The following is a 21,344-nucleotide window of genomic DNA, read 5'->3' on the forward strand; positions in this document are numbered from 1 at the left end:
TGGATCACCAATCACAGGGGTCCAACTGAATAGTAAGGACCAAAAACCATATTTTTGATATATTTTTTCCGCTTTGAGCATATTTTTCTCAGAAACAGGAAACCATTTTTTATCTTTGAATTGTTCTATTTTCAGTCCTAAATACCAATTCACACATGAGCCTAATACATTTCCAATGGTTGCGACGATTAGAAGCAAATACACGGAATACTGTGTTTGTACTAGGAGCCCAACCAACACGGCTTCTGACTGTAAAGGTAATAGCGTCGCTGCACCAAATGCAGAAAGAAATAACAGCAAATAAGCCATAAGATTAGGGTCTGTGGACAATTCGTCTATGTTTGCGACTAGATGTGTTTTTTAGGCGATTCTAGGCGCGAAATACGAAATTTAGTCATTCTAAATAATGAGAAACACTGTTTCGCAAGGGAACGACGAAGCGACAAAAAACACGCTAGTCCCGAAGGGTTGTAGTTAAAATTATCTCAGGATACGTTATGAAACTCAAAAATAGTCTCGCTATTCTCTTCATTTCCTTGCGGAGTATACTCCTCATGCCTGCTCAATTTTAACCTACAACGCAAGCCATTTATGAAATGTCCACAGCCCCTAAATATTTTTAATTTAATCCATTATGCTAAAACTCGCACGGTCATATTGAAATCCTTCCAAATCATAAACTTGATAAATACAATCGAACAAAGATCGAATATCTTCGCTTTCATCCATACAACGAATCGCCATAAAGATAGGGCTTTTTGCAGAGCTGTCCAACATGGGGATATAGATTAGATTTGGCAATTGAATGGTTTTTGCACTTTCAGGTACAACACATACGCCTTCTCCTGCTGCAACTAGACCCAAAGCCAATTGAATCTCACGGACCTCCTTGAGATTTTTAGGATCTAGACCATGTTCAGAGAAAAGATGACGAACCTGTGTTGAAAAGTTGGGCTTCGGATGGCTTGGGTATAAAAATAAATTCTCATCTTCAATATCTGCAAAATAAGTTCCTTTTGAATCAGCCAAAGGATGGCTAATATGAACAGCCAACATTAATGGTTCTTCTCGTAATAAAACTCGTCGAACTGCGGGATCAGAAATCCTAAGACGCCCAAATCCAACATCAATACGCCCCTCTTTTAGCGCTTGAATTTGATCTTTGGTACTCATTTCAACCAATTCAATTTTTAAATGAGGTTGCTGTTGTCGAAACATATAAACAATTTTAGGGAGCAAACCGTACAAAAGTGAACCAACAAAACCCATGGTGACTGTTTTTTCGATCAAACCAATCCGTTTGGTCATCGACTTAACTTCTTCTGCATTAGACAAAAGTTTAACGGCGTGTTGATAAAAAAATTGCCCCGCTTCAGTGGTTTTTAATGGACGGCTTCCTCGTTCAAAAAGTGAGATACCCAATTCACTTTCAAGATTTTGAATCTGTCTGCTCAACGGAGGTTGAGCAATATAAAGCTTTTCAGCCGCTTTGGTAAAACTCTGTTCTTCTACAACAGCAACAAAATAGCGTAAATGCCTGAGTTCCATCTCAAACTCCATACCTTTAAGATATAAAAAAATGCAAATTTGATCTTAGACAGCGATCATTCATTCTTTTAAGGTATATCAAAAGCAAGATGCAAAGCAAGACTGAAAATTTAAGTGATTCAAAGCCAACCCAAGAATGACATTCTGTTAGCCAAATGAATTTTCAAACCAGTTTAAGCTAGAAGTCTTGTTGCCAACAACATGGAAAGTGGGCAGCAAAGTTGCGAGCAAATTTTATTCAGCATGCGATGCCAAACCACTCATACTTAAGGAGCTTAGTATGAATCGTCAAGAAATCGATGCTTTAGTCAAGCAAATGAATATTGATACAGCAACAGCTAATGTTAATCCTCGTATTCAACAAATTGTGGTTCGCTTAGTCGCTGATCTTTTTCAAGCCATCGATGATCTCGATATTTCCCAGACTGAACTATGGAAAGGACTGGAATATTTTACTGATGCAGGTCAAGCCAATGAACTTGGACTCTTGGCGGCAGGTTTAGGACTTGAGCATTTCTTAGATCTACGTGCTGATGAAGCTGATGCCAAAGCAGGCATTACAGGTGGAACACCACGTACCATCGAAGGTCCACTTTATGTTGCTGGCGCACCAGAATCAGTCGGTTTCGCCCGTATGGATGATGGTTCTGAAATTGATCTGATTGATACCTTATTGATTGAAGGTACAGTTACAGATCATCACGGCAATCTCATTCCCAATGCTAAAGTAGAAATTTGGCATGCCAATCGCTTAGGTTCGTATTCTTTTTTTGACAAATCTCAAGCTGATTTTAACTTACGTCGCACCATTTTGACCGATGCCAATGGCAAATACGTCGCTCAAACGACAATGCCTGTAGGTTATGGATGCCCACCTCAAGGGACAACTCAGGCACTTTTAAATCAATTGGGTCGTCATGGCAATCGTCCATCACATGTGCATTATTTTGTCTCAGCACCAGGTTATCGAAAACTGACCACCCAATTCAATATTGAAGGTGATCAATACCTTTGGGATGACTTTGCTTTCGCTACACGTGAAGGTCTGGTGGCTACTGCTGTAGACATCACCGATGAAGCAGAGATTGCCCGTTATGGTTTAAACAAAGCCTTTAAAAAGGTTGAATTCAATATTCAACTGATTCAGACCCAAGACCAAGCCCCATCGACTGAAGTCATTCGTCGACGCGCAAGCGCTTAATCATACGCATAGAACCGAGTGCTTTTAATCACAACATTTCAGTTCGTAATCTTATTTGGAAAGCCGGAGAAATAACATGCCACGTATTCCAGTGATAAACACCAGCCATCTTGACCGTATTGATGAGCTTTTGGTTGATAACTTTGAAACAGGTGAATTTAAACTTCATCGCTCAGTATTTACAGATCAAAGTCTATTTGATCTTGAAATGAAATATATTTTTGAAGGTAATTGGGTGTATTTGGCACATGAAAGTCAAATCCCCAACAATAATGATTACTACACCACCCATATTGGTCGCCAACCTATCATCATTGCACGAAATCGCAATGGTGAATTAAATGCAATGATCAATGCATGTTCACATCGTGGCGCTCAGTTGTGCCGTCATAAGCGTGGCAATAAGGCAACCTATACTTGCCCTTTTCACGGTTGGACATTTAATAACTCAGGTAAATTACTCAAAGTGAAAGATCCAAGTGAAGCAGGTTATTCAGACTGCTTTAACCAAGAAGGGTCTCATGATCTAAAAAAAGTTGCGCGCTTTGAAAGTTATAAAGGTTTTCTTTTCGGAAGTTTAAACCCTGATGTGCCTAGCCTGGTTTCATTCCTTGGTGAAACAACCAAAATCATTGACATGATTGTAGATCAGTCTGATCAAGGTTTAGAGGTCTTACGTGGCGCATCGACTTATACATATGATGGTAACTGGAAACTTACCGCTGAAAATGGTGCAGATGGTTATCATGTCTCTGCAGTACATTGGAACTATGCCGCAACGACTCAACAACGAAAAGAAAAGCAACAGGAAAACGATAATGTCCGTGCCATGAGTGCAGGTGCATGGGGTAAACAAGGTGGTGGCTCTTATGGTTTTGAGCATGGTCACATGCTGTTATGGACCCAATGGGCAAATCCTGAAGATCGTCCGAACTATCCAAAAGCCGCAGAATATACTGAAAAATTTGGCGCCCCCATGTCGAAATGGATGATCGAACGCTCTCGTAATTTATGTCTTTACCCGAATGTTTATTTTATGGATCAATTCGGATCACAAATACGTGTACTTCGCCCGATTTCAGTCAATAAAACTGAAGTCACGATTTACTGTATTGCCCCTGTAGGTGAAGCGCCAGAGGCACGTGCCCGTCGTATCCGCCAATATGAAGATTTCTTTAATGCATCGGGTATGGCGACTCCTGACGACCTCGAAGAGTTCCGTGCCTGCCAAGCAGGTTATGCGGGTATTGAACTGGAATGGAATGATATGTGTCGAGGCTCAAAGCATTGGATCCAAGGTCCAGACGATGCTGCCAATGAAATCGGTTTAAAACCAAAACTCAGTGGCATTAAAACAGAAGACGAAGGTTTATATCTTGCACAGCATCAATACTGGTTAGAGGTGATGAAACATGCCATCCAATCAGAAAAACAACTTGCTCAAAAAGAAGTGAACACGCAAGGAGAAGTCGCATGAATGCAACAGCACCTATTGAACAAGTGTCTTTAGAAAATATTGCTCAATTTCTCTACCGTGAAGCCCGCTTTTTAGATGATGAACAATGGGATCAATGGTTGGCATGTTATGCACCCACTGCATCTTTTTGGATGCCTGCTTGGGATGATGATGATCGCCTCACTGAAGACCCGCAATCAGAAATTTCATTGATTTACTATCCAGATCGTCAAGGGTTGGAAGACCGTGTTTTCCGTATCAAAACCGAACGTTCTTCAGCAACAATGCCCGATACACGTACCAGTCACAACATCAATAATATTGAAGTGGTTGCTACCGATGGACTTAAAGTCACGGTTCGTTTTAATTGGAACACATTAAGTTTCCGGTACAAAACCAGTTATAGCTACTTTGGAATGTCACGCTACGAAATCGACTTTTCAGGTCCTCAACCCCAGATTTTAAATAAATATGTGGTGTTGAAAAATGACTACATCAATCAAGTGATTGATATATATCACCTCTAATTGTGTTGACACCATAAGCTGATATTCGCTCTAGCTCAAGCATATTTGGGCTAACAGCAATCGAATGTTTAAAGATTTTTATAGGACCACCAGCCATGTCAAACCATAATGTTGCACTTCAATTTGAAGATGGCGTAACTCGTTTTATATCTGTTGCACAAGGTGAAACTTTATCTGACGCAGCGTACCGTCAAAAAATTAATATTCCTTTAGACTGTCGTGATGGTGCATGTGGAACCTGTCGTGCTTTTTGTGAATCAGGTACTTTTGATATGCCTGAAGAAAGCTATATTGAAGATGCGTTAACAACTGAAGAAGCCGAGCAAGGCTATATTTTAGCTTGTCAATGTAGACCCAATTCGGATGCTGTTTTTCAAATTCAAGCCTCTTCTGAAGTATGCAAAACTGAAATTCATGCCTTTCAAGGTACGCTGTCACGACTAGAAAACCTGTCCGATTCAACCATTACATTTGATATTCAATTGGATGAAGGTCAGCCTGATATTCATTTCCTTGCAGGACAATATGTCAACGTTGCCATCCCAGGAACCAATGAAACACGCTCCTACTCTTTTAGTTCTAAACCGGGAGAGCGTTTAACAGGCTTTGTAGTTCGTAATGTTCCTAATGGAAAAATGAGTGATTTTTTAAGTATCAATGCCAAAGCTGGCGATAAAATGACGTTTACAGGTCCATTTGGAAGTTTTTATCTTCGCAATGTGGTTCGTCCAGTACTTATGCTCGCTGGCGGTACAGGGATTGCACCCTTTATGTCCATGTTGCAGGTACTAGAAGAAAAAGGTTCAACTCAGCCTGTACGTTTGGTTTTTGGTGTCACCAATGACTTTGATCTTGTGGCATTAGATAAGCTCAATGAACTCCAAGACAAATTGCCGTGGTTTGAATTTCGAACAGTCGTTGCCCATCCAGAATCGACACATGAACGCAAAGGTTATGTGACGGGTCATATTGAAAATGACTGGTTAAATCAAGGGGATGTCGACGTTTATCTCTGTGGTCCTGTACCTATGGTTGAAGCTGTTCGTAAATGGTTAGATCAAGAAGGTATTCAACCTAAAAATTTCTTATTTGAAAAATTCTCAGCCAATTAAATTTGTCTGATTTTGGAGCTGAGTAAATGTCAAATAGACAAAGATTTGAAAATAAAGTGGTAATTGTTACCGGTGCCGCTCAAGGTATTGGACGTGGTGTAGCATTACAAATGGCTGCCGAAGGTGCACAAGTAGTCATGGTAGATCGTTCGGCTTATGTCGAAGAAGTACTGGCAGAAATCATACAGCTTGGAGGTAAAGGCGTCACCATTCATGCAGATTTAGAAACTTTTGTAGGTGCTGAATCCGTCGTCAGCAAAGCGATTACATGCTACGGACGAGTCGATATTTTGGTCAATAATGTCGGTGGTGCAATCTGGATGAAACCTTTTCAGGAATTTTCTGAAGCGGAAATTATCAAAGAAGTGAATCGTTCATTGTTTCCGACTTTATGGTGTTGTCGTGCAGTTTTACCTGAGATGATCAAAAATCAACATGGCACGATCGTCAATGTTTCTTCGATCGCCACTTGTGGTATCAATCGTGTACCCTATTCTGCATCCAAAGGTGGCGTCAATGGTTTAACAACTGGACTCGCTTTTGAACATGCTAAAGATGGAATACGCGTCAATGCTGTGGCGACTGGAGGAACAGAAGCACCACCTCGTAAAGTACCGCGCAATAGCGCAACATTGACTGAAAATGAACAAAAATGGATGCAGGATGTCGTTGAGCAAACCATAGATCGGACGTTTATGGGACGATATGGTACGATCCAAGAACAGGTTAATGCCATTTTATTTTTGGCATCAGATGAATCTTCATATATGACAGGTACGATTGTTCCTGTCGGTGGTGGTGATCAGGGATAAACTGATCACCCATTTTATGCAACAGGAACATTGAATTCATCGCATGGAGGCTTTGCCCAATGGCAACCCTGTTAAAAACACTTAAGCAAGATTGGTCAATTTCCGCAACAGTCGCGGGGTTCTTAGCTGTACTGATTTCTTATGCGGGACCCATGATTATCTTTTTTCAAGCCGCCCAACAAGCCAACGTTTCTTCTTCCATGATGGCATCATGGATTTGGGGAAGTTCGATTGGCGCGGCGATTGCGGGTATTATTTTATCCATTAAGTTTAAAACCCCAATTATTACAGCATGGTCTGCGCCCGGAACAGCATTGCTTGTGGCATTGTTCCCGCATATTTCATTAAATGAAGTCGTTGCAGCTTATATCACATCGGCAGTGATTATTTTTTTAATCGGCACCACTGGCTCCTTTGATAAACTTTTAAAATGGATTCCTCAAGGACTGGCTGCCGGTATGATGGCAGGCATTCTTTTTCAGTTTGGTCTGGGACTTTTTAAAGCCACGGATCACATGCCTTATCTTGTCTTTGGTATGCTGATTTGTTTTTTATTGGCAAAACGGTATTCTCCCCGTTATGCCATTATCTGGGTACTGATTGCAGGTGTTGTTCTGAGTTTCAGTCTAGGACAAATCCAACCTGTTGCAATGGATTTTTCTCTTGCGATTCCACATATGATTTACCCTGAATGGACATGGTCTTCTACACTAAACCTTGCGATTCCACTCACCATTGTCAGCTTAACTGGGCAGTTTTTACCCGGTATGGCTATTTTAAAACTGAGTGGTTATCAAACTCCTGCAAAACCTATTTTAACTGTCGCAAGCATCACCTCGATTGTAGTTGCATTCACAGGTGGAATCACCATTGTACTTGCTGCAATTACGGCTGCACTATGTACAGGTAAAGATGCTCATGAGCTTAAAGAAAAACGTTATATTGCAGGTATTGCCAATGGTATTTTTTATATTCTGGGCGGTTTATTTGCAGGTAGCTTAGTTATGCTTTTTAGTATTTTACCAAAAGAACTGATTGCAGCACTTGCGGGCTTGGCATTGTTAGGGGCAATTGCAACCAATATGAGTGTTGCTATGAAAGATGATTCTCAGCGAGATGCCGCCTTAATTACATTTCTCGCAACGGTTTCTGGAATGCACTTTTTAGGGTTTAGTTCGGTTTTTTGGGGTATTTGTATTGGAATGATCAGTCATTTACTGTTAACCCCAAAGCAGTCAAAAGTTCAGACTCCAATGCCAGTTCAGGACTCTACACCGAGTCAATAAAGTAAAAATTCATTTGTATTATTCTAAAACCTCATTGATTAAATGGGGTTTTTATATTATTTTTTAAATAAAATATTGTTGTGGACTCTATGTATTGAGTTATTCATTGTTTTTTTAATTTTATCGCAATATTTTAAAAAATTTCAAAAAAAACCTAACATTAAAAAATTAACACACTGCTAAAGTCTTTTTATTAAATTTCTTTCTATATTCAATAAAATCTTCTTTTAAACCTATTTGTACTTCTTTTCCATTTAAATAATTTCCGTATTTTATTTGATCTGATTTAATTTTAGCATCATCATCTAAAAAAATAGAGGCAAATTCTTGTTGTGAACTCCTCAACATTATTCCTTTTTTAAAATAAACTATACTCTCATATCCTCCAAAATTAGATTCATTATCTAACCTTGAAACAATTACACATTGCGTAACATTAATTTTATAAATATGTGCATACATAGTTAATACCATACCATTATCATAATTTGCAGGAATATTTAATGATTGTACTACTTTATACTTTTTACTAATTTCTTCACCAGTAAGTAAATTTTCTTTTGCCTTGACATTTATAGTTATAAAGAACACTAAGGCTATGCAAATTCTTAGAATCATAATAAAGTCATCCTTTTAAAAAGTTATTTTTTATAATTACTTACCCCTAATTGCAAAAGCTGAGGCTTTAAAATACGCCAAGCCTTACCATTCGGATATAATTCAAAATAAGGATCGCCCTTTTTCCCATGTCTCTCCCCATTACAAATCATAATTCGATGCTATTTGAGCTACCATAGTTAAAATTTCTATATTTTTTTAGCATCAGACTTGGAACCCAAATGCAATTGACCATCTTCCGAATGGGAATAGGTCAACAGAAAAATTTTAATTAATTAGAACACTTTCTTAAAGTATTTTTACTAATATTACTTATGTACCTACTAAATTCTTTTTTCAACTCAATCAGTGAGTTTTCACTTTCAGGGTTTTCATAATTTACCTTATTTAATTTAATAGAACCCTCACCATTTAAAAATATATAGTTGTAATTTACATAGTATCCATATAAAACTTTTGAGTTATAAAAATATAAGATGGTTTCTGTACCATATACTCCAGAATCACCATCAATTTTTGAAACAAGAACACATTTATTATTATTAGTTTTATATATACTTACCTTATCATCCAATATAGGACCTCCATTTTCAACCTCATAATCAGCAATAAAACTTTGTAATAATTTATACCTATTACCAATCTCGTAACCAGTATATTTAATATCATTTTTAGCCTGTACAGTGCAAACGCTAAATATAAAAATGATTGTTAATAAAAATCTCACCAATTACTCTCCTCCAAAACATATTACTCTTAAGGAATTAGATTAAAAACAAATATATGCATTCGAATTTTAAAACAACAATTCAACCATTCTTGAATAAAAAATTTTTATAAAATTTCAGATAATCTAATATAACCTTTTGTTAACTTATACTTTCCTTTAAAAATTATACTTAAATAATATAGCCCATTAATTTTAACAACATTATAAATATCAAATTTATCACCCTCAACTAAATATTTTTTTGTTAAAATAAAAGACTGATTAAGTAAAAAGACTTTCTTTTTATTTATCTGTGCATTCTTAATTATTTTTTTTGAATCATCTTGTAAAGAATAAACAGGCACATTATCTGCATAAATTTTACTCAAATTCAAACCATTGCCGAGTGTTTCCAACTCTTCCAATAAAGAATATTTCCCATTTCTCAATGCATATATACGTGTATATGTTATAGCTCCAACTTTAAAATTTTCTATAATTTGCTTCTTTTTATAATCTACAATAGGGTCATTTAAAGGGCTTAAATAAAATTTTTCTGCCTTATTTCTTGATATATCAAATATTTGATATAATCCACTAGGGTTACAATCATTTGTATAATTTACAAATAAATATTTTCTATCATCATTTGTTAATTTTTCAATAGAAAAAGCATCTTTATTAAAACAATAATTATTATCTGTAAATAGAAAAATACTCTCTCCCCCATGTTTAAAATAAATTTTATGATTTCCAATAAACAACTCATCATTAGCAGACACTAACATTGAATAAGATAAAAATATTATAAAAATAATTATTTTACTTAAACCCATTTCTCTTCTCAACCTCTCTTAATATTTTAAAAAACAATTTTTTCCTTTCTGCCAGACCATTAATACCGCCATTAATTCTTCTACTTACTTTATCCACTACAACTAAATGATGTGAATCAGTATATGTAGCATCTAAATCAGTATAGCCATTACGGACTAAAGTATCTGCGTTTTTAAACTCATTAAAAGCCCATACTGCACTTTCTACAGCATGAGAAAGGTCATTGCACAATAAATCTGAATTAGTAACCACATCAAGCCCAGAATAATTTTTGTACTTAATATAAGCACTTTTCCATGTAAGTTGAATTAATCCCCTACCTTTATATTTAGGTCCATCACCTGGTGTCGTATTTCCTTCTGATATGATTTGTTTACGGCGTCTACATGCTCGGCTTTTTTGAACTTCGCATACTGATTGAGGAAAATTCGAAATGTCATAGTCTTTTCCACTTGCGTATTCAATCAATGTATTGAAGTGATCACATTCGTGGTAGATTTGAGCAAGAAAATGACAAAGAATTAGCTTTTCTGTCATATTATATTTTAGTAATACTTTATTTAAAACGGGTAAAAATTGTTCTGGTGTTGTGTCCTTTGTGGGTCTGCCATTCATTTCATTACGCCAAAATAACTTTTTTGCTCCATATACTTCTTTAAAAAAACTCAATGAAATAATTTCTCCAGAAATACTGTCCTCTATACGTCTAGAAATATTTGGTTCATTTAATGCAGTTCTTCCATTTAGAACATCTACATTTAACTGTAAATCAATAAACTCTTCTTTTACTCTTCTAACCATAAAATCTACTGAATCTAAAGGATTTCCATCTGGTTTAAAAATAGTTAATTTAATTTTTTGACCAACCCAATTACTTAATTTCAATTGTCCTTTTTTAATTTTTAGATTCTTTTTTTGATTATTATCAAAAATCATCTCTACATCTACATCATCAACTGCATAGTGTTGACCTGATTTATCCAGTACCTTTATTAATGTTGTCCCTTTAAAACTACTATACTTTTCGTTTAGCCTAATTAGTATTGGTTGCTTTGTTCCATTTCCAGAATTTCCAGAAAATTTAAGTTCAAATTGATCTCTAGAGTTAAGCACTAAAATTTCAATATCTCTATTCGATGATGACAAAACTTCTACAATACCCTGATTATTTGTATATTTGTCAGGAGAGTTATTTTTTCCTTGTGGTCTGGATTGAATTGGAAAATTAACCATAATTCTTCCATTACTATCTACTACTTTAAACAAAGTACTCACTATTCCTTTACTTAAAGAATTATTTACTTTTTTATAATCATCAATAGTCTTAGGTAATAAAACGACAACTGGATTGTTTTCTGAGCTTTCTATGGATGAATTTATAGTTTTAAAAATTATATACCTTTGCTGATTTGGTGGTTTAGCAAGAATTTCAATTGTTCTATTACGGGATGCCTGAAATACAAAAAAACCTTTGTTATCTGTTTTTCTAGTGTTGTCTTTAGATGAACCTAAATATCTTGATTTGACATCTAAATTTATTATATATTTTCCAGAGCTATCGAAAAATTTTGCAACAATAGTTGTTAGTTCAGACATTATTAAAAATCCTCTTCAGTATAGACATCATTATCACTAGATTCAAATAAAGCTTCTTCTAATAATTCATCTTTATTTTTTCCATCTAAACGTTTTTGCATGAAAGAAACATTTGAAGAATCAAAACCTAATGCAATAAATTCAGCTTCATGCAATGTATAAAAACGTAAAGAACTAATGGCTTTTTTTTCATTTAATTTATCGGTTTCAAATTTTATTAAATTTTTATTTTGATCTAAAACAAAAATTTCCTTTTTATTGCCAATATCATCATTCCAACTATAATCAATTCTATTGCTATATAATGTTTTTGGCATAGGCAAACTTATTTTAGTACTAAGTACATGCACCCCTCCCTCAAACTTTTGTTGCCCAGACTTTACCTCAAACATTCGATCTGTTTCACATAAAATACCAGCACCGTTCAAAGTAATCCGCGAAGATTTGCCTGTAATCTGAACTTCTTTCGAGCTATTGATTTCAACACGGTTTTCTGTCGAAGATATTGTGATCCCAAGTTTGGCAAATATATCTAGGGCATTTGCCTGCGCATGAATATTAAATTTCCCCTGTGCTGCGATAATGTTGATGCCATTCATCACTGAAAATAAACTTATTTTATTTTTGGCATGCACAATCCAGTTCTTTTGCGTACTAAAGTTAATGCTGTCACCAGCAATTTGATTGATTTGAGCATCCGCAGATAAATGGATATTTTCAGGTGTGCTTAAAGCAATTCCATCTTGGGAACTGAGTAAAAGCACCGCTTGATTAAATTTGGCAATTTCTTGTTGGAGCTGTTGAGCAAATATTTTAAGTTGCTCAACTGATTCTATTTCATCGGTCTTTTGGTTCTTGGCGATATCATTGAGTGCTTTACTTTTGTTTTGACTGCCTTCAAGTTGTTTCTTGGCAGGCGTTGCATCAAGATGATCGCCTTTGGCTTGGTCTTGAGTATAAGTGCTCAGCAATAAGCCTTTCCCTGCACGTACTGCACCCCATTGGTCTGTTCTTAATTCAAAACCTTCTCCGCGCCCTTCACTGGTCTCGGTTTCTTTTGGATGGCTTAAATTCCCAAGATTCAGTTGGCTTGTCGCATGACTGCTGTGTAACTGAGTACTGATCTGGTTGGTAGTATCGTCAAAGCGCAGTTGATTAAACCCATCAGATTTATATTCCTTAGTTTTGATCCCTGAAAGTTTTTTAGTATCAGGGAGCTTTCCTTGGTCATCAAACTTGGTCGGATAGCGATACCCTTCATGAATTCGTCCCACTACAAAGGGTCTATCAATGTCACCATCACTGAACGAGATCATGACGATCTCTCCGACCCTCGGTAAGAATCGTACCCCATAGCCTTCGCCTGCCCATGGCGTTAATACATCCACCCAAGCCGAGTCAGTATCATTATCGTTCGCGCCTGCGCCACCATCATGTTGGTGGTCTTCGTGACGGGTAAACAAGAAATTTACCTTGATCTGACCTCGTTCATTGACATAGATTTCCTCCTCACTCGGTCCGACTACTCTCGCTCGCATTGGATATGTAGTAGGTCGATGTTTCAGCGGATTATATTCAGGGACAACGGCTATATTGCGTCGTTGTAACAGCAACTGATTGGCTTGGCGTTGTTCGCTGTTGTTTGCGGTGATATGGGTGAGTTGCCATTGGCTTTGTTTCAATAACATTTCAAATTTATGAGACAAATCTTTCGGTAAATTATTTTGGTGATAAAAGGTTTTGGATATAATCAGAAATTGCCGATCGGCAACATCTTTTAGATCTAGGTTTGGATGTTGGTTAAGCTCAAAGTAATAGCCAACCTGCGCATCTCTTACTGTCGATATAGCGATAAATTGTTTAGTTTGTAACGCGTAGTAATCGCTGAGGTTTTGGTTAAAGCGCTCAACCTGATTGTTACCCGATGGCGTTACTCCTTCTTCTCCATTCAAGTCTTGGGTCCATGCAGGGCTAAACTGCCATACTTGTTCTAAACCTAAACTGGCATTGTCATAGTTTTCACTCTGCTGATACTTACTTAAAACATTGCCTGCGCCTTCTTCTATATCTAACATATCAGCTTGCCATCGTTGAATATGTACAGACGTCGGTTGAAGTGAACGTAAACCTGTCAATGCTGTGATGGTGTCTTGCTGTTCGACAGCCGAACTTCGATGAAAACGGATAATGCGACGTTCTAAACTTTTATATTGAGTATTGTCATCAATTAAACGAAGCTTTTGAGGTTGGATTTGTTCATTAAAATAAGACACTTTAAGCTGTGTCTCATCAATTAAACTGGTCACGCCTTCCGATGCTAGAAGCCTTTGAATAATATCTATATCTCGTTCATTATTTTGCATAATGAATGGTCGAATATCATAGTCTTTGGTTAGACCACTTTTATCCAAAGTCAAACTTGAAGCAAACAGTGGAGATCTTTCTCGCCATTCATTAAATATGACTTCTACTGCCTGTAAAGCAGACATATTCATAAATACTCGCGAGTTTCTTCGATACTTCCAAAGCGCAGTTGGGTCTTCTACAGAAAGACGATAAATTGTCAACGCACCATCCGAGGAACCCAGCTCAGCTTTAGTCACAATTCCTGAAATGCGATGCAACTCAGATCGGTCATTGACCATATCAACGGCTACACGACACCCAATAAAGCTTTTTAAGGCGATATTGTTTCGTGTAGATAAACAAATAAGTTGTAAATTCAAGCCATCATTGATGGTATGTGTCCCATCGATACGTTGCAAGAATACATGGGCAGCCAAATTGGGATTGCTAAATTGAATATGTAAAGCCCGTTTTTGAGCAGAAAGTCCCATTTTTTCCAAAACAAAATTAATATTATTAAACATGATCTATTGTGTATTTTTTCTAAATTCACCATCACCATATAATAAAATATCATGATTTGTCTACCACAAAATATTTTTCACATGAAAGCTAATTAATTGATTTATTGATAATTTTCACAGTATTTTATAAATTACAGGACATATTATGAAATTAAATTTATTGCATGATTGCCTATCAATTCTGTGAGTTATTATATAATTTATAGTTATTTTTATATAAACATGACAAATAAAAACTCAATTCACTATTCCCGTTAAAATTCTCATTTTATTCGATCAGTTTAAATATGTTTTTAACCAAGGAAATTTAAAAATTATAAAACTTGTAAGTACACTAAACATGTCTGATTATTAATGTTATATATTTATTTTTATAACATGCTATTAATCTATAAATTCTCATATTACGCAAATAAAAACAATAGCATTCATGCATAATTTTATAGATTGACATGTAGTAAGCTGTGTATTTTTTGTTCCAATGTCGCTTTTCATTCATGATTTAAATCTAAAATCATCAAAAGAATTTGGAATTTAAAAAGTCTAATTTTCTCATTTTTAAACATAAATTATTGCAGCACAAAAATAAGGATGTTTTATGACTGAAACACATACCTACGCGCCTCACGAAAAACGTAATCGTGTCATGGCTATTGTCGGCGCTGCATCTGGTAACTTAGTGGAATGGTTTGACTTTTATATTTATGCCGCTTTTGCCACCTATTTTACCCATGCATTAACTGCACCCGATATGAATGACTCCACTAAAGCAATTTATGTGTGGGGTGTTTTTGCTGCCAGCTTTTTTATGCGCCCAATCGGCAGTTGGTTATTTGGATGGATTGGCGATACTTTTGGGCGTAAAAAGTCGATGATCATTTCCATTAGTTTAATGGCGGTCAGCTCATTTTTATTTGCAGCACTTCCAACCTATGAACAAGTCGGTATGGCTGCCCCATTTTTATTGTTAGCGGTCAGACTGTTGCAAGGGCTTTCAGTAGGTGGTGAATATGGGACAGTAGCCACTTATATGAGTGAGGTGGCTTTAAAAGGTCAACGTGGTTTTTACTCATCATTCCAGTATGTAACACTGTCTGGCGGACAGCTCTTGGCGAGTCTACTTGGCGTGATCATGTTGGCACTGATGTCAAAAGAACAGCTTATGGATGGTGGATGGCGTATTCCATTTATCATTGGCGGTGTAGTTGCGATTCTTTCGTTCTTTGCTCGTCGTCATTTGAAAGAAACACTTTCTGAAGATGATGGACGTAAAGAAGGTTCAGGAAGTCTAAAAGAGTTACTGACCAAGAATTGGAGCACTTTTTTACTGGTGGTTGGTTATACCTCGGCAGGCTCTTTGTGTTTTTATATCATCACGGTATATTCAAAAACCTATATCACCAGTTTAGGGTTCGCTGATAAAACAGTGGGTTATATGATGACCATTGCATTGTTTATCTTTATGTGCGCTCAACCATTGTTTGGAATGCTGGCAGACCGAATTGGTCGTCGATCGTCCATGATGCTGTTTAGTATCAGTTGTGCAATCTTTATTTATCCAGTCATGGTAATCGCTATGCCATATTTTAGTGGTTCAGCATTTATTGTGACCGCATTGTTGGTGTTCTTAATGATGTTACTGAGCTTTTATACCTCTATTAGTGGACTGGTAAAAGCTGAGATGTTCCCACCGCATATTCGTGCATTAGGCGTTGGTTTTGCTTATGCCGTCGGAAATGCAATTTTTGGCGGTTCAGCCCCCGCTGTCGCGCTTAAATTAAAAGATTTAGGACATGAAAACACGTTCTTCGTTTATGTGATTGTCATGCTGATAATTTGTTTATTCTGTAGTATGCAACTACCGAAACAACCCAAATATTTACATCACGATCACTAATCTCTTGCAATGATTTAAGGTCTGTTTATACAGACCTTAAAATTTTTCATGTAAAATATAGCATTAAATCATAAGACTATAGAATATCCTGAGGAAATAATGAAAAAACTCTCACTTATATTGGTATCTTTCGCGATTAGTCTGAGTGCCTATGCCAAAGCACAAAACTATATTTTGGTGGGTGGTGGTGGTGTAGATGACCTTTCATTAATGTTGAAAAATGTACAAGGTAAGACGATTCATGCCTACTGCGATCAGAAATGTGGCAAATGGTTTGATCCAGATGAAGAAATAGATGGACAAACACTTAAAAAGCAATACTTTGAAAAAAAAGTTCAAGCAGACATCAAATTAGAGAAAAATGCAGGACGTGTTGCTGGTCCAAGTGACGATGAATCATTTTATTTCATCAAACATATTAAATTATTAAAATAATCCCCCTCTACACTTTGCAATAACACCAGCGAATCTTGAATCTAGCTTTGTTTAAAAAACAAAGTATCGATATGGATGTCACCATGTTGAGCCGGGGTATATGAGCAAAGACAAAGCGCTGCTTTGATTGCAGCGCAAGAATGCGATTCGACAAAAAATTTGCTTAGCAAAGTAAAGCATTGCCTACACAAAACAATTTAAACTTTGGATGTAAAGTGCAGCATTGCGAGCTTTATATCATCAAACAATAGATTTATCGCATTGATTTTATTGGTCTAGAAATTAGGGTCTATTTTTTCAACAGATTGACTATATAAATTTCTGATCAACACCTTGACCATGAAACGCCATTTAAAACAATACGTCCTGTCGACCTGGCATATCTTCAACGGGGATTTTGTCGACAGTAAACTGATATTTCAAAATCTTTTTCATCGAATCTGTTTCAACCACAGCAATTGCATCAAGCACATCATCGTTTTCAGGTTCTTGTAAACGTGCTGCCTCACACCATTTAACTGCCATCGTATAGTCAAAGTAGTGCGGACGATTGGCTTGATCTGCGTAAAGCCTTGCTAATGCACTCATTGCCTTGATATGCCGATTCCAACCATGCGAAACCAATTGCGGAATAATAACATCACCCAGCTCAGGGTAATAACTGTAGTGATATAAGCGATCCGCATATAGGTCTATGATGTCATCTTCAAGTTCTTGATACTCATAAGTACCATCTGTGCGTGATTTTTCAAGTCCTATTCGTGCTTGTTCAAAATAATCCAAACTTTGTTTTAATAATGGAAATGGGTTGCTTTCATCATCTTTAATGCCCCGATTAAGGTAATTTACCCCCATATTATACATGGCGATATAATGCCCTTGTTCAGCAGCTTTGTTGGAATACTTCTTTGCAATATCTACATCATATAAACTCGAATCTTCTCTTGAATGAATATAACCACTGGTAAAACTTGGGTTGACATAACCAAGTTCTGATGCGGCGTGTAACATATCAATCACATCAGGATAGCTTTCAAGTTCATCAAAACTTTTATAAACACGATAGAAGCAACAGTATTCACCTTCAGGAAAAGCTTTAGGTTTTTCTAAACTTTTAGCGAACTCAAACCAAGACTGAGCCACCAATGGATTTTTTTCTACACCAGACCAACCATGCTGAGTAAGTAATCCATAAAGAACCGCTGCGCTGGCTAGGGTTTTACGATTGGAAATAGCAATATGACCTAAAAAATCATGATCTTTTGCATATTTGAACCAATAATAAATAGCACGTTGCAAATCATATTCATCAAATACGTCATGCCCAATCGTATGCAAATAACAATCTAGAATTTTTGCATCAGACTCATTCAACAAAGTATAAAAATACGCCAGACGCAAATAAATCTTAGCGCGATTTTTTTCACTCAAAGGACGTTTTAATAAGTCTAAAGCGATTTGAATATGTTTTTTAATCTCGCCCGTTTGATCATCGGAATAGCTATCCTCTACCGAGTCGTACCACATCACAAAGTGAAGTTCATTTTTTTCAATTTCAGTAAAATGATCACACCAATCAGATTGTATAAACTCGATGATTGCCTGATAGTTATAGCCCCAACGTGGCAATAAATACCAGCAATAGTCAATTGCAGCAACAAGACCATACTGAGACTGATCAAGAAAAACTTTCAACCAAAATGCCGCTTCATTTTGCGGTAAATCCAATTCAGGTTTTAAATCCAGATACGGTTTAAGCATGTCTGGAATTTGTTGAGGCAATGTCAAAGCTAAATCTGTTGATAATCCACTTAACTTGGCAATTTTCTGTAATTTGGGTTTAATGACATGTTTTAAATTTTGAGGTTGCTTTTGTTTAAATAACCACTTATCAAACCACTTTGGTTCATCCAGCTTTGCTGCTGCATTGAGTAAGTGAATCACAACAGTCCAAGCATTTGGAGAAAAAGCGATTGCTTGCATTGCAGTTATATAAATCTGCTTTTGTGCTTCACGAGCACAATCCCACATATCTTCTGAAACTTGATTTGCCCAAGTTCCCCCACGATATTCAGAAGCCCAAAATGCCCAATAACGTACCTTGATCACATAAGGAAAAAAACTCTCAGGGTATGTTTTTGACCACTCTTCAAGGTGCTGAAGTGCCTGAGGTCCTTGATTTAAAAACATCTCAGAAAACATTTGATAAGGGTAAGCAAACCAATCACTTTCCCATTGAAAAGCACTTTTCTCAGTACGGCTATTCCATAGTTGGGTAAAAAATTGCTCTAAGGCTTCATATTGTCTATTTTCGAGTAGACCCAGTGGATATTGCCCCTCTTTTCTTAAAGTTTCATGGACATACTCAGCTTTAATCATGATGAAGCTCTCATACTGTAATCTGGGGATGTTCGAGCGGAATCAAACATAATGGGCTGGATTTTTAAGTCTGCAAGTTCTGGTAAAAGTGTTAAATTCCAGTCCAAAGATTTCCAATTGCATGAACGTTTTTCAAGGTATTGCTGGATTTCATGGCGTGCAGATTTATCATAATTGTTATAGTCCAAATGGCGCACAATCAAGTCAATTTCACGACCTTGTGCATAATATTGCCCCATTTCCTGCCAGCTTGTACAACACTCTTGGATAATTTGAGCCGAAGCCAAAATGTATTGCCAAGCTTCATCTTCACCGACATATTCAAATTGATGCAATAAGCGCATCATGATAATTTTTTGGATGTGGGCATAGACCAAAACATCACGATAATAAGGTCGAACCTCTTGATTCAAATCATACCAACCATATAAGTCGCCAACATAAAAATACTCTTTTAAAAAGAATTCAATTTTTTGCAAACGTTCAATTTGACTATTCTGTTCTAGTTTCAAAAGTTGGTCTAAATGTGTTCTAAATTTTGCTTCATTATTTTTAAAATCATCAAGCATTAGTGTATCCACATCATCACAAGAAATTTTATTGCGTACATAAATCAAATCACCTGTTGCCAAAGCCCATTTTTTTCTTTGATCTGCATTACTTTTTAAAAATGGCATTGCGGGGATTGCAAAAACAAACATTAAAATTTTAAATATCCAGCCAATCCAAGGAATTTGACTGAGCATACCTAACACTAAAAAAATGAGATAAAAAGGCAATAAGATCAAATGTAAAATAAGTGGAAGTGTTTTTTTCTTTTCAAATTTTAGTGGAATATTTAGTTTTCTTTGATCAAAATCTGTTTGATTAAATTGCATGACTTGTTGTATTAAAATATTTTGCGGGTTTTGAATGTATTCCTCTTTATTTGTTGCCAACATCATCCATTGTAAAACTGAGCTTTGTTGTGTACATAGATCCATTAAATCTGGATTTTGCATCACAATTCCTTCAACAACCAATGGATCGCTTAATTCATAAAAGTAAAAATATGGCAGTTGTTCAATGTGCAGTAAGCTATTTTTCTGTTGTTCAACTGAATCATCAATTTGCTGTGAGTCTAAAAGTTCAGGACGATATATAATTCCAAGATTCGAACAATCTGAATTGTGATTATTTTTTGGTTGAATATGATTTAAAAATAATAAAACATCATCCACATATTTTTTAACTGGAACTTGGTTTTGTTTCCCCTTAATTTGCTCAATGCACCACGCTTCACCATCCCATTCTAAACTAATGGTGACATGTGGCTTATTAGAAGCATCTCTTAGGCTAAAATAACGAAATAGACCAAATTCTTTCTGTGTCACATAATGCTCACCATAGCCATCTTTAAGCTCAGTCAGGTTAGCGAACTGTCCTAGGCAATGTTGCATATAACGTGACTCAAAAGCCATCTCTTTACGCAGCAACATCCCTGTGGCGGTGATTTCAATAAAACGTCCCGTATCTACCGCTAAAACCTCGCTAATCGCGTGTTCAGAACTGTCCCATTGCCCTTTTTCCAAACGCTTTTTCATTGCTTCATGATCTTTATGCCAAGCGTCTAACACTTGGTCATAAGTCATTTTCATGAATTTGCCTTTTAGATTTGTTTTGAGTCTGGAATTAAAAAATTCTAATAGTGGTTTTTCTAGTGCCAAAATCTGTTCATGCAAAGGATCAATGTACAGCATATGGCTATCTGGTTGTTGTTCGAGTTTTTTCAAAAACCATGCAGGAATCGGCTGAGGTAACTGGCAGATTTTCCAAGCAGCAACTGAATTGACATGAAAGACAGGATTAAAATGTTTAATCACATATTCAAAGAATTTTTTTTCAAACCATTGGGTAATTTCTGGGTCATCTTTACGGCGTTGGCTACGTTCTACTATTGTTTTTTTAACTTCAGGTGCATTGACAATATCTCGTGTTTCCATGCTATTCCATTTAAAGTATTTCTACTATATTACAGTCTGATTTTTATAAAAATATTCCAAATATCGAAATATTTAATGT

The 21,344-nt window shown here is 36.3% G+C and carries 17 protein-coding genes; 8 read left to right on the forward strand and 9 right to left on the reverse strand.

Going from position 1 to position 21,344, the window contains the following annotated elements:
- On the reverse strand, positions 1–309 hold a 309-nt coding region (locus AAV97_RS12625; protein ID WP_046760762.1), incomplete at its 3' end, for a YqaA family protein.
- Between the two features lie 315 nt (positions 310–624).
- Positions 625–1,548 (reverse strand): LysR family transcriptional regulator, encoded by a 924-nt coding sequence (locus tag AAV97_RS12630; RefSeq protein ID WP_004830550.1) that lies wholly within the window; start codon positions 1,546–1,548, stop codon positions 625–627.
- Positions 1,549–1,828: 280 nt separating this feature from the next.
- Here AAV97_RS12630 and catA point away from each other — a divergent pair, with 280 nt between their 5' ends.
- From catA to benE, 6 genes are all read left to right on the forward strand, one after another.
- Entirely contained in the window at positions 1,829–2,749 is a 921-nt protein-coding gene (catA, locus tag AAV97_RS12635) for a catechol 1,2-dioxygenase (protein WP_046760763.1), read from the forward strand.
- A 76-nt stretch (positions 2,750–2,825) separates the two neighbouring features.
- Positions 2,826–4,226 (forward strand): benzoate 1,2-dioxygenase large subunit, encoded by a 1,401-nt coding sequence (benA, locus tag AAV97_RS12640; RefSeq protein ID WP_004830548.1) that lies wholly within the window; start codon positions 2,826–2,828, stop codon positions 4,224–4,226.
- Positions 4,223–4,732, forward strand: coding sequence for a benzoate 1,2-dioxygenase small subunit (gene benB, locus AAV97_RS12645; RefSeq protein WP_004830546.1), 510 nt, complete (start codon positions 4,223–4,225; stop codon positions 4,730–4,732). Before benA ends, benB begins: the two co-directional genes overlap by 4 nt.
- Before the next feature lie 95 nt (positions 4,733–4,827).
- The gene (gene benC / locus AAV97_RS12650; protein ID WP_046760764.1) at positions 4,828–5,844 is read left to right on the forward strand and encodes a benzoate 1,2-dioxygenase electron transfer component BenC; all 1,017 of its coding nucleotides are present in this window, start codon (positions 4,828–4,830) and stop codon (positions 5,842–5,844) included.
- A 26-nt stretch (positions 5,845–5,870) separates the two neighbouring features.
- Positions 5,871–6,656 (forward strand): benzoate diol dehydrogenase BenD, encoded by a 786-nt coding sequence (gene benD, locus AAV97_RS12655; protein WP_046760765.1) that lies wholly within the window; start codon positions 5,871–5,873, stop codon positions 6,654–6,656.
- Positions 6,657–6,715: 59 nt separating this feature from the next.
- Positions 6,716–7,942, forward strand: coding sequence for a benzoate/H(+) symporter BenE (benE, locus tag AAV97_RS12660; RefSeq protein WP_042088665.1), 1,227 nt, complete (start codon positions 6,716–6,718; stop codon positions 7,940–7,942).
- A gap of 168 nt (positions 7,943–8,110) precedes the next feature.
- Here the strand turns inward: benE and AAV97_RS12665 are convergent, their stop codons facing one another.
- The 5 genes from AAV97_RS12665 to AAV97_RS12685 all read right to left on the reverse strand — a co-directional run bounded on the left by AAV97_RS12665 (position 8,111) and on the right by AAV97_RS12685 (position 14,572).
- A complete protein-coding gene (locus AAV97_RS12665; protein ID WP_035300006.1) occupies positions 8,111–8,560 on the reverse strand; it encodes a hypothetical protein in 450 nt (149 codons plus the stop codon).
- A gap of 271 nt (positions 8,561–8,831) precedes the next feature.
- On the reverse strand, positions 8,832–9,287 hold the full coding sequence (locus AAV97_RS12670) for a hypothetical protein (RefSeq protein ID WP_046760766.1): 456 nt from the start codon (positions 9,285–9,287) through the stop codon (positions 8,832–8,834).
- Positions 9,288–9,394: 107 nt separating this feature from the next.
- Positions 9,395–10,105, reverse strand: a complete 711-nt coding sequence (locus AAV97_RS12675; protein WP_042088662.1) for a hypothetical protein — start codon at positions 10,103–10,105, stop codon at positions 9,395–9,397.
- Positions 10,092–11,702 carry a glycoside hydrolase family 19 protein gene (locus AAV97_RS12680; protein WP_046760767.1) on the reverse strand — a complete coding sequence of 537 codons (1,611 nt, stop codon included), beginning with the start codon at positions 11,700–11,702 and terminating at the stop codon, positions 10,092–10,094. Before AAV97_RS12680 ends, AAV97_RS12675 begins: the two co-directional genes overlap by 14 nt.
- A 2-nt stretch (positions 11,703–11,704) precedes the next feature.
- Positions 11,705–14,572, reverse strand: coding sequence for a type VI secretion system Vgr family protein (locus AAV97_RS12685; RefSeq protein WP_046760768.1), 2,868 nt, complete (start codon positions 14,570–14,572; stop codon positions 11,705–11,707).
- 598 nt (positions 14,573–15,170) lie between these two features.
- Between AAV97_RS12685 and AAV97_RS12690 the strand changes: the two genes are divergently transcribed.
- Both AAV97_RS12690 and AAV97_RS12695 read left to right on the forward strand, forming a co-directional pair.
- Complete coding sequence (locus AAV97_RS12690) at positions 15,171–16,469, forward strand: MFS transporter (RefSeq protein WP_004830535.1); 1,299 nt, start codon at positions 15,171–15,173, stop codon at positions 16,467–16,469.
- A 99-nt stretch (positions 16,470–16,568) separates the two neighbouring features.
- Positions 16,569–16,904 (forward strand): hypothetical protein, encoded by a 336-nt coding sequence (locus AAV97_RS12695; protein ID WP_046760769.1) that lies wholly within the window; start codon positions 16,569–16,571, stop codon positions 16,902–16,904.
- Positions 16,905–17,255: 351 nt separating this feature from the next.
- Here AAV97_RS12695 and AAV97_RS12700 read toward each other — a convergent pair whose 3' ends face one another.
- Entirely contained in the window at positions 17,256–19,283 is a 2,028-nt protein-coding gene (locus AAV97_RS12700; RefSeq protein WP_046760770.1) for a DUF4034 domain-containing protein, read from the reverse strand.
- A complete protein-coding gene (locus AAV97_RS12705) occupies positions 19,280–21,265 on the reverse strand; it encodes a DUF1266 domain-containing protein (RefSeq protein ID WP_046760771.1) in 1,986 nt (661 codons plus the stop codon). Before AAV97_RS12705 ends, AAV97_RS12700 begins: the two co-directional genes overlap by 4 nt.
- Positions 21,266–21,344: the final 79 nt, after the last annotated feature.

This window comes from Acinetobacter sp. Ag2 (assembly GCF_001005515.1).
GTDB classification, from domain to species: Bacteria; Pseudomonadota; Gammaproteobacteria; order Pseudomonadales; family Moraxellaceae; genus Acinetobacter; species Acinetobacter bereziniae.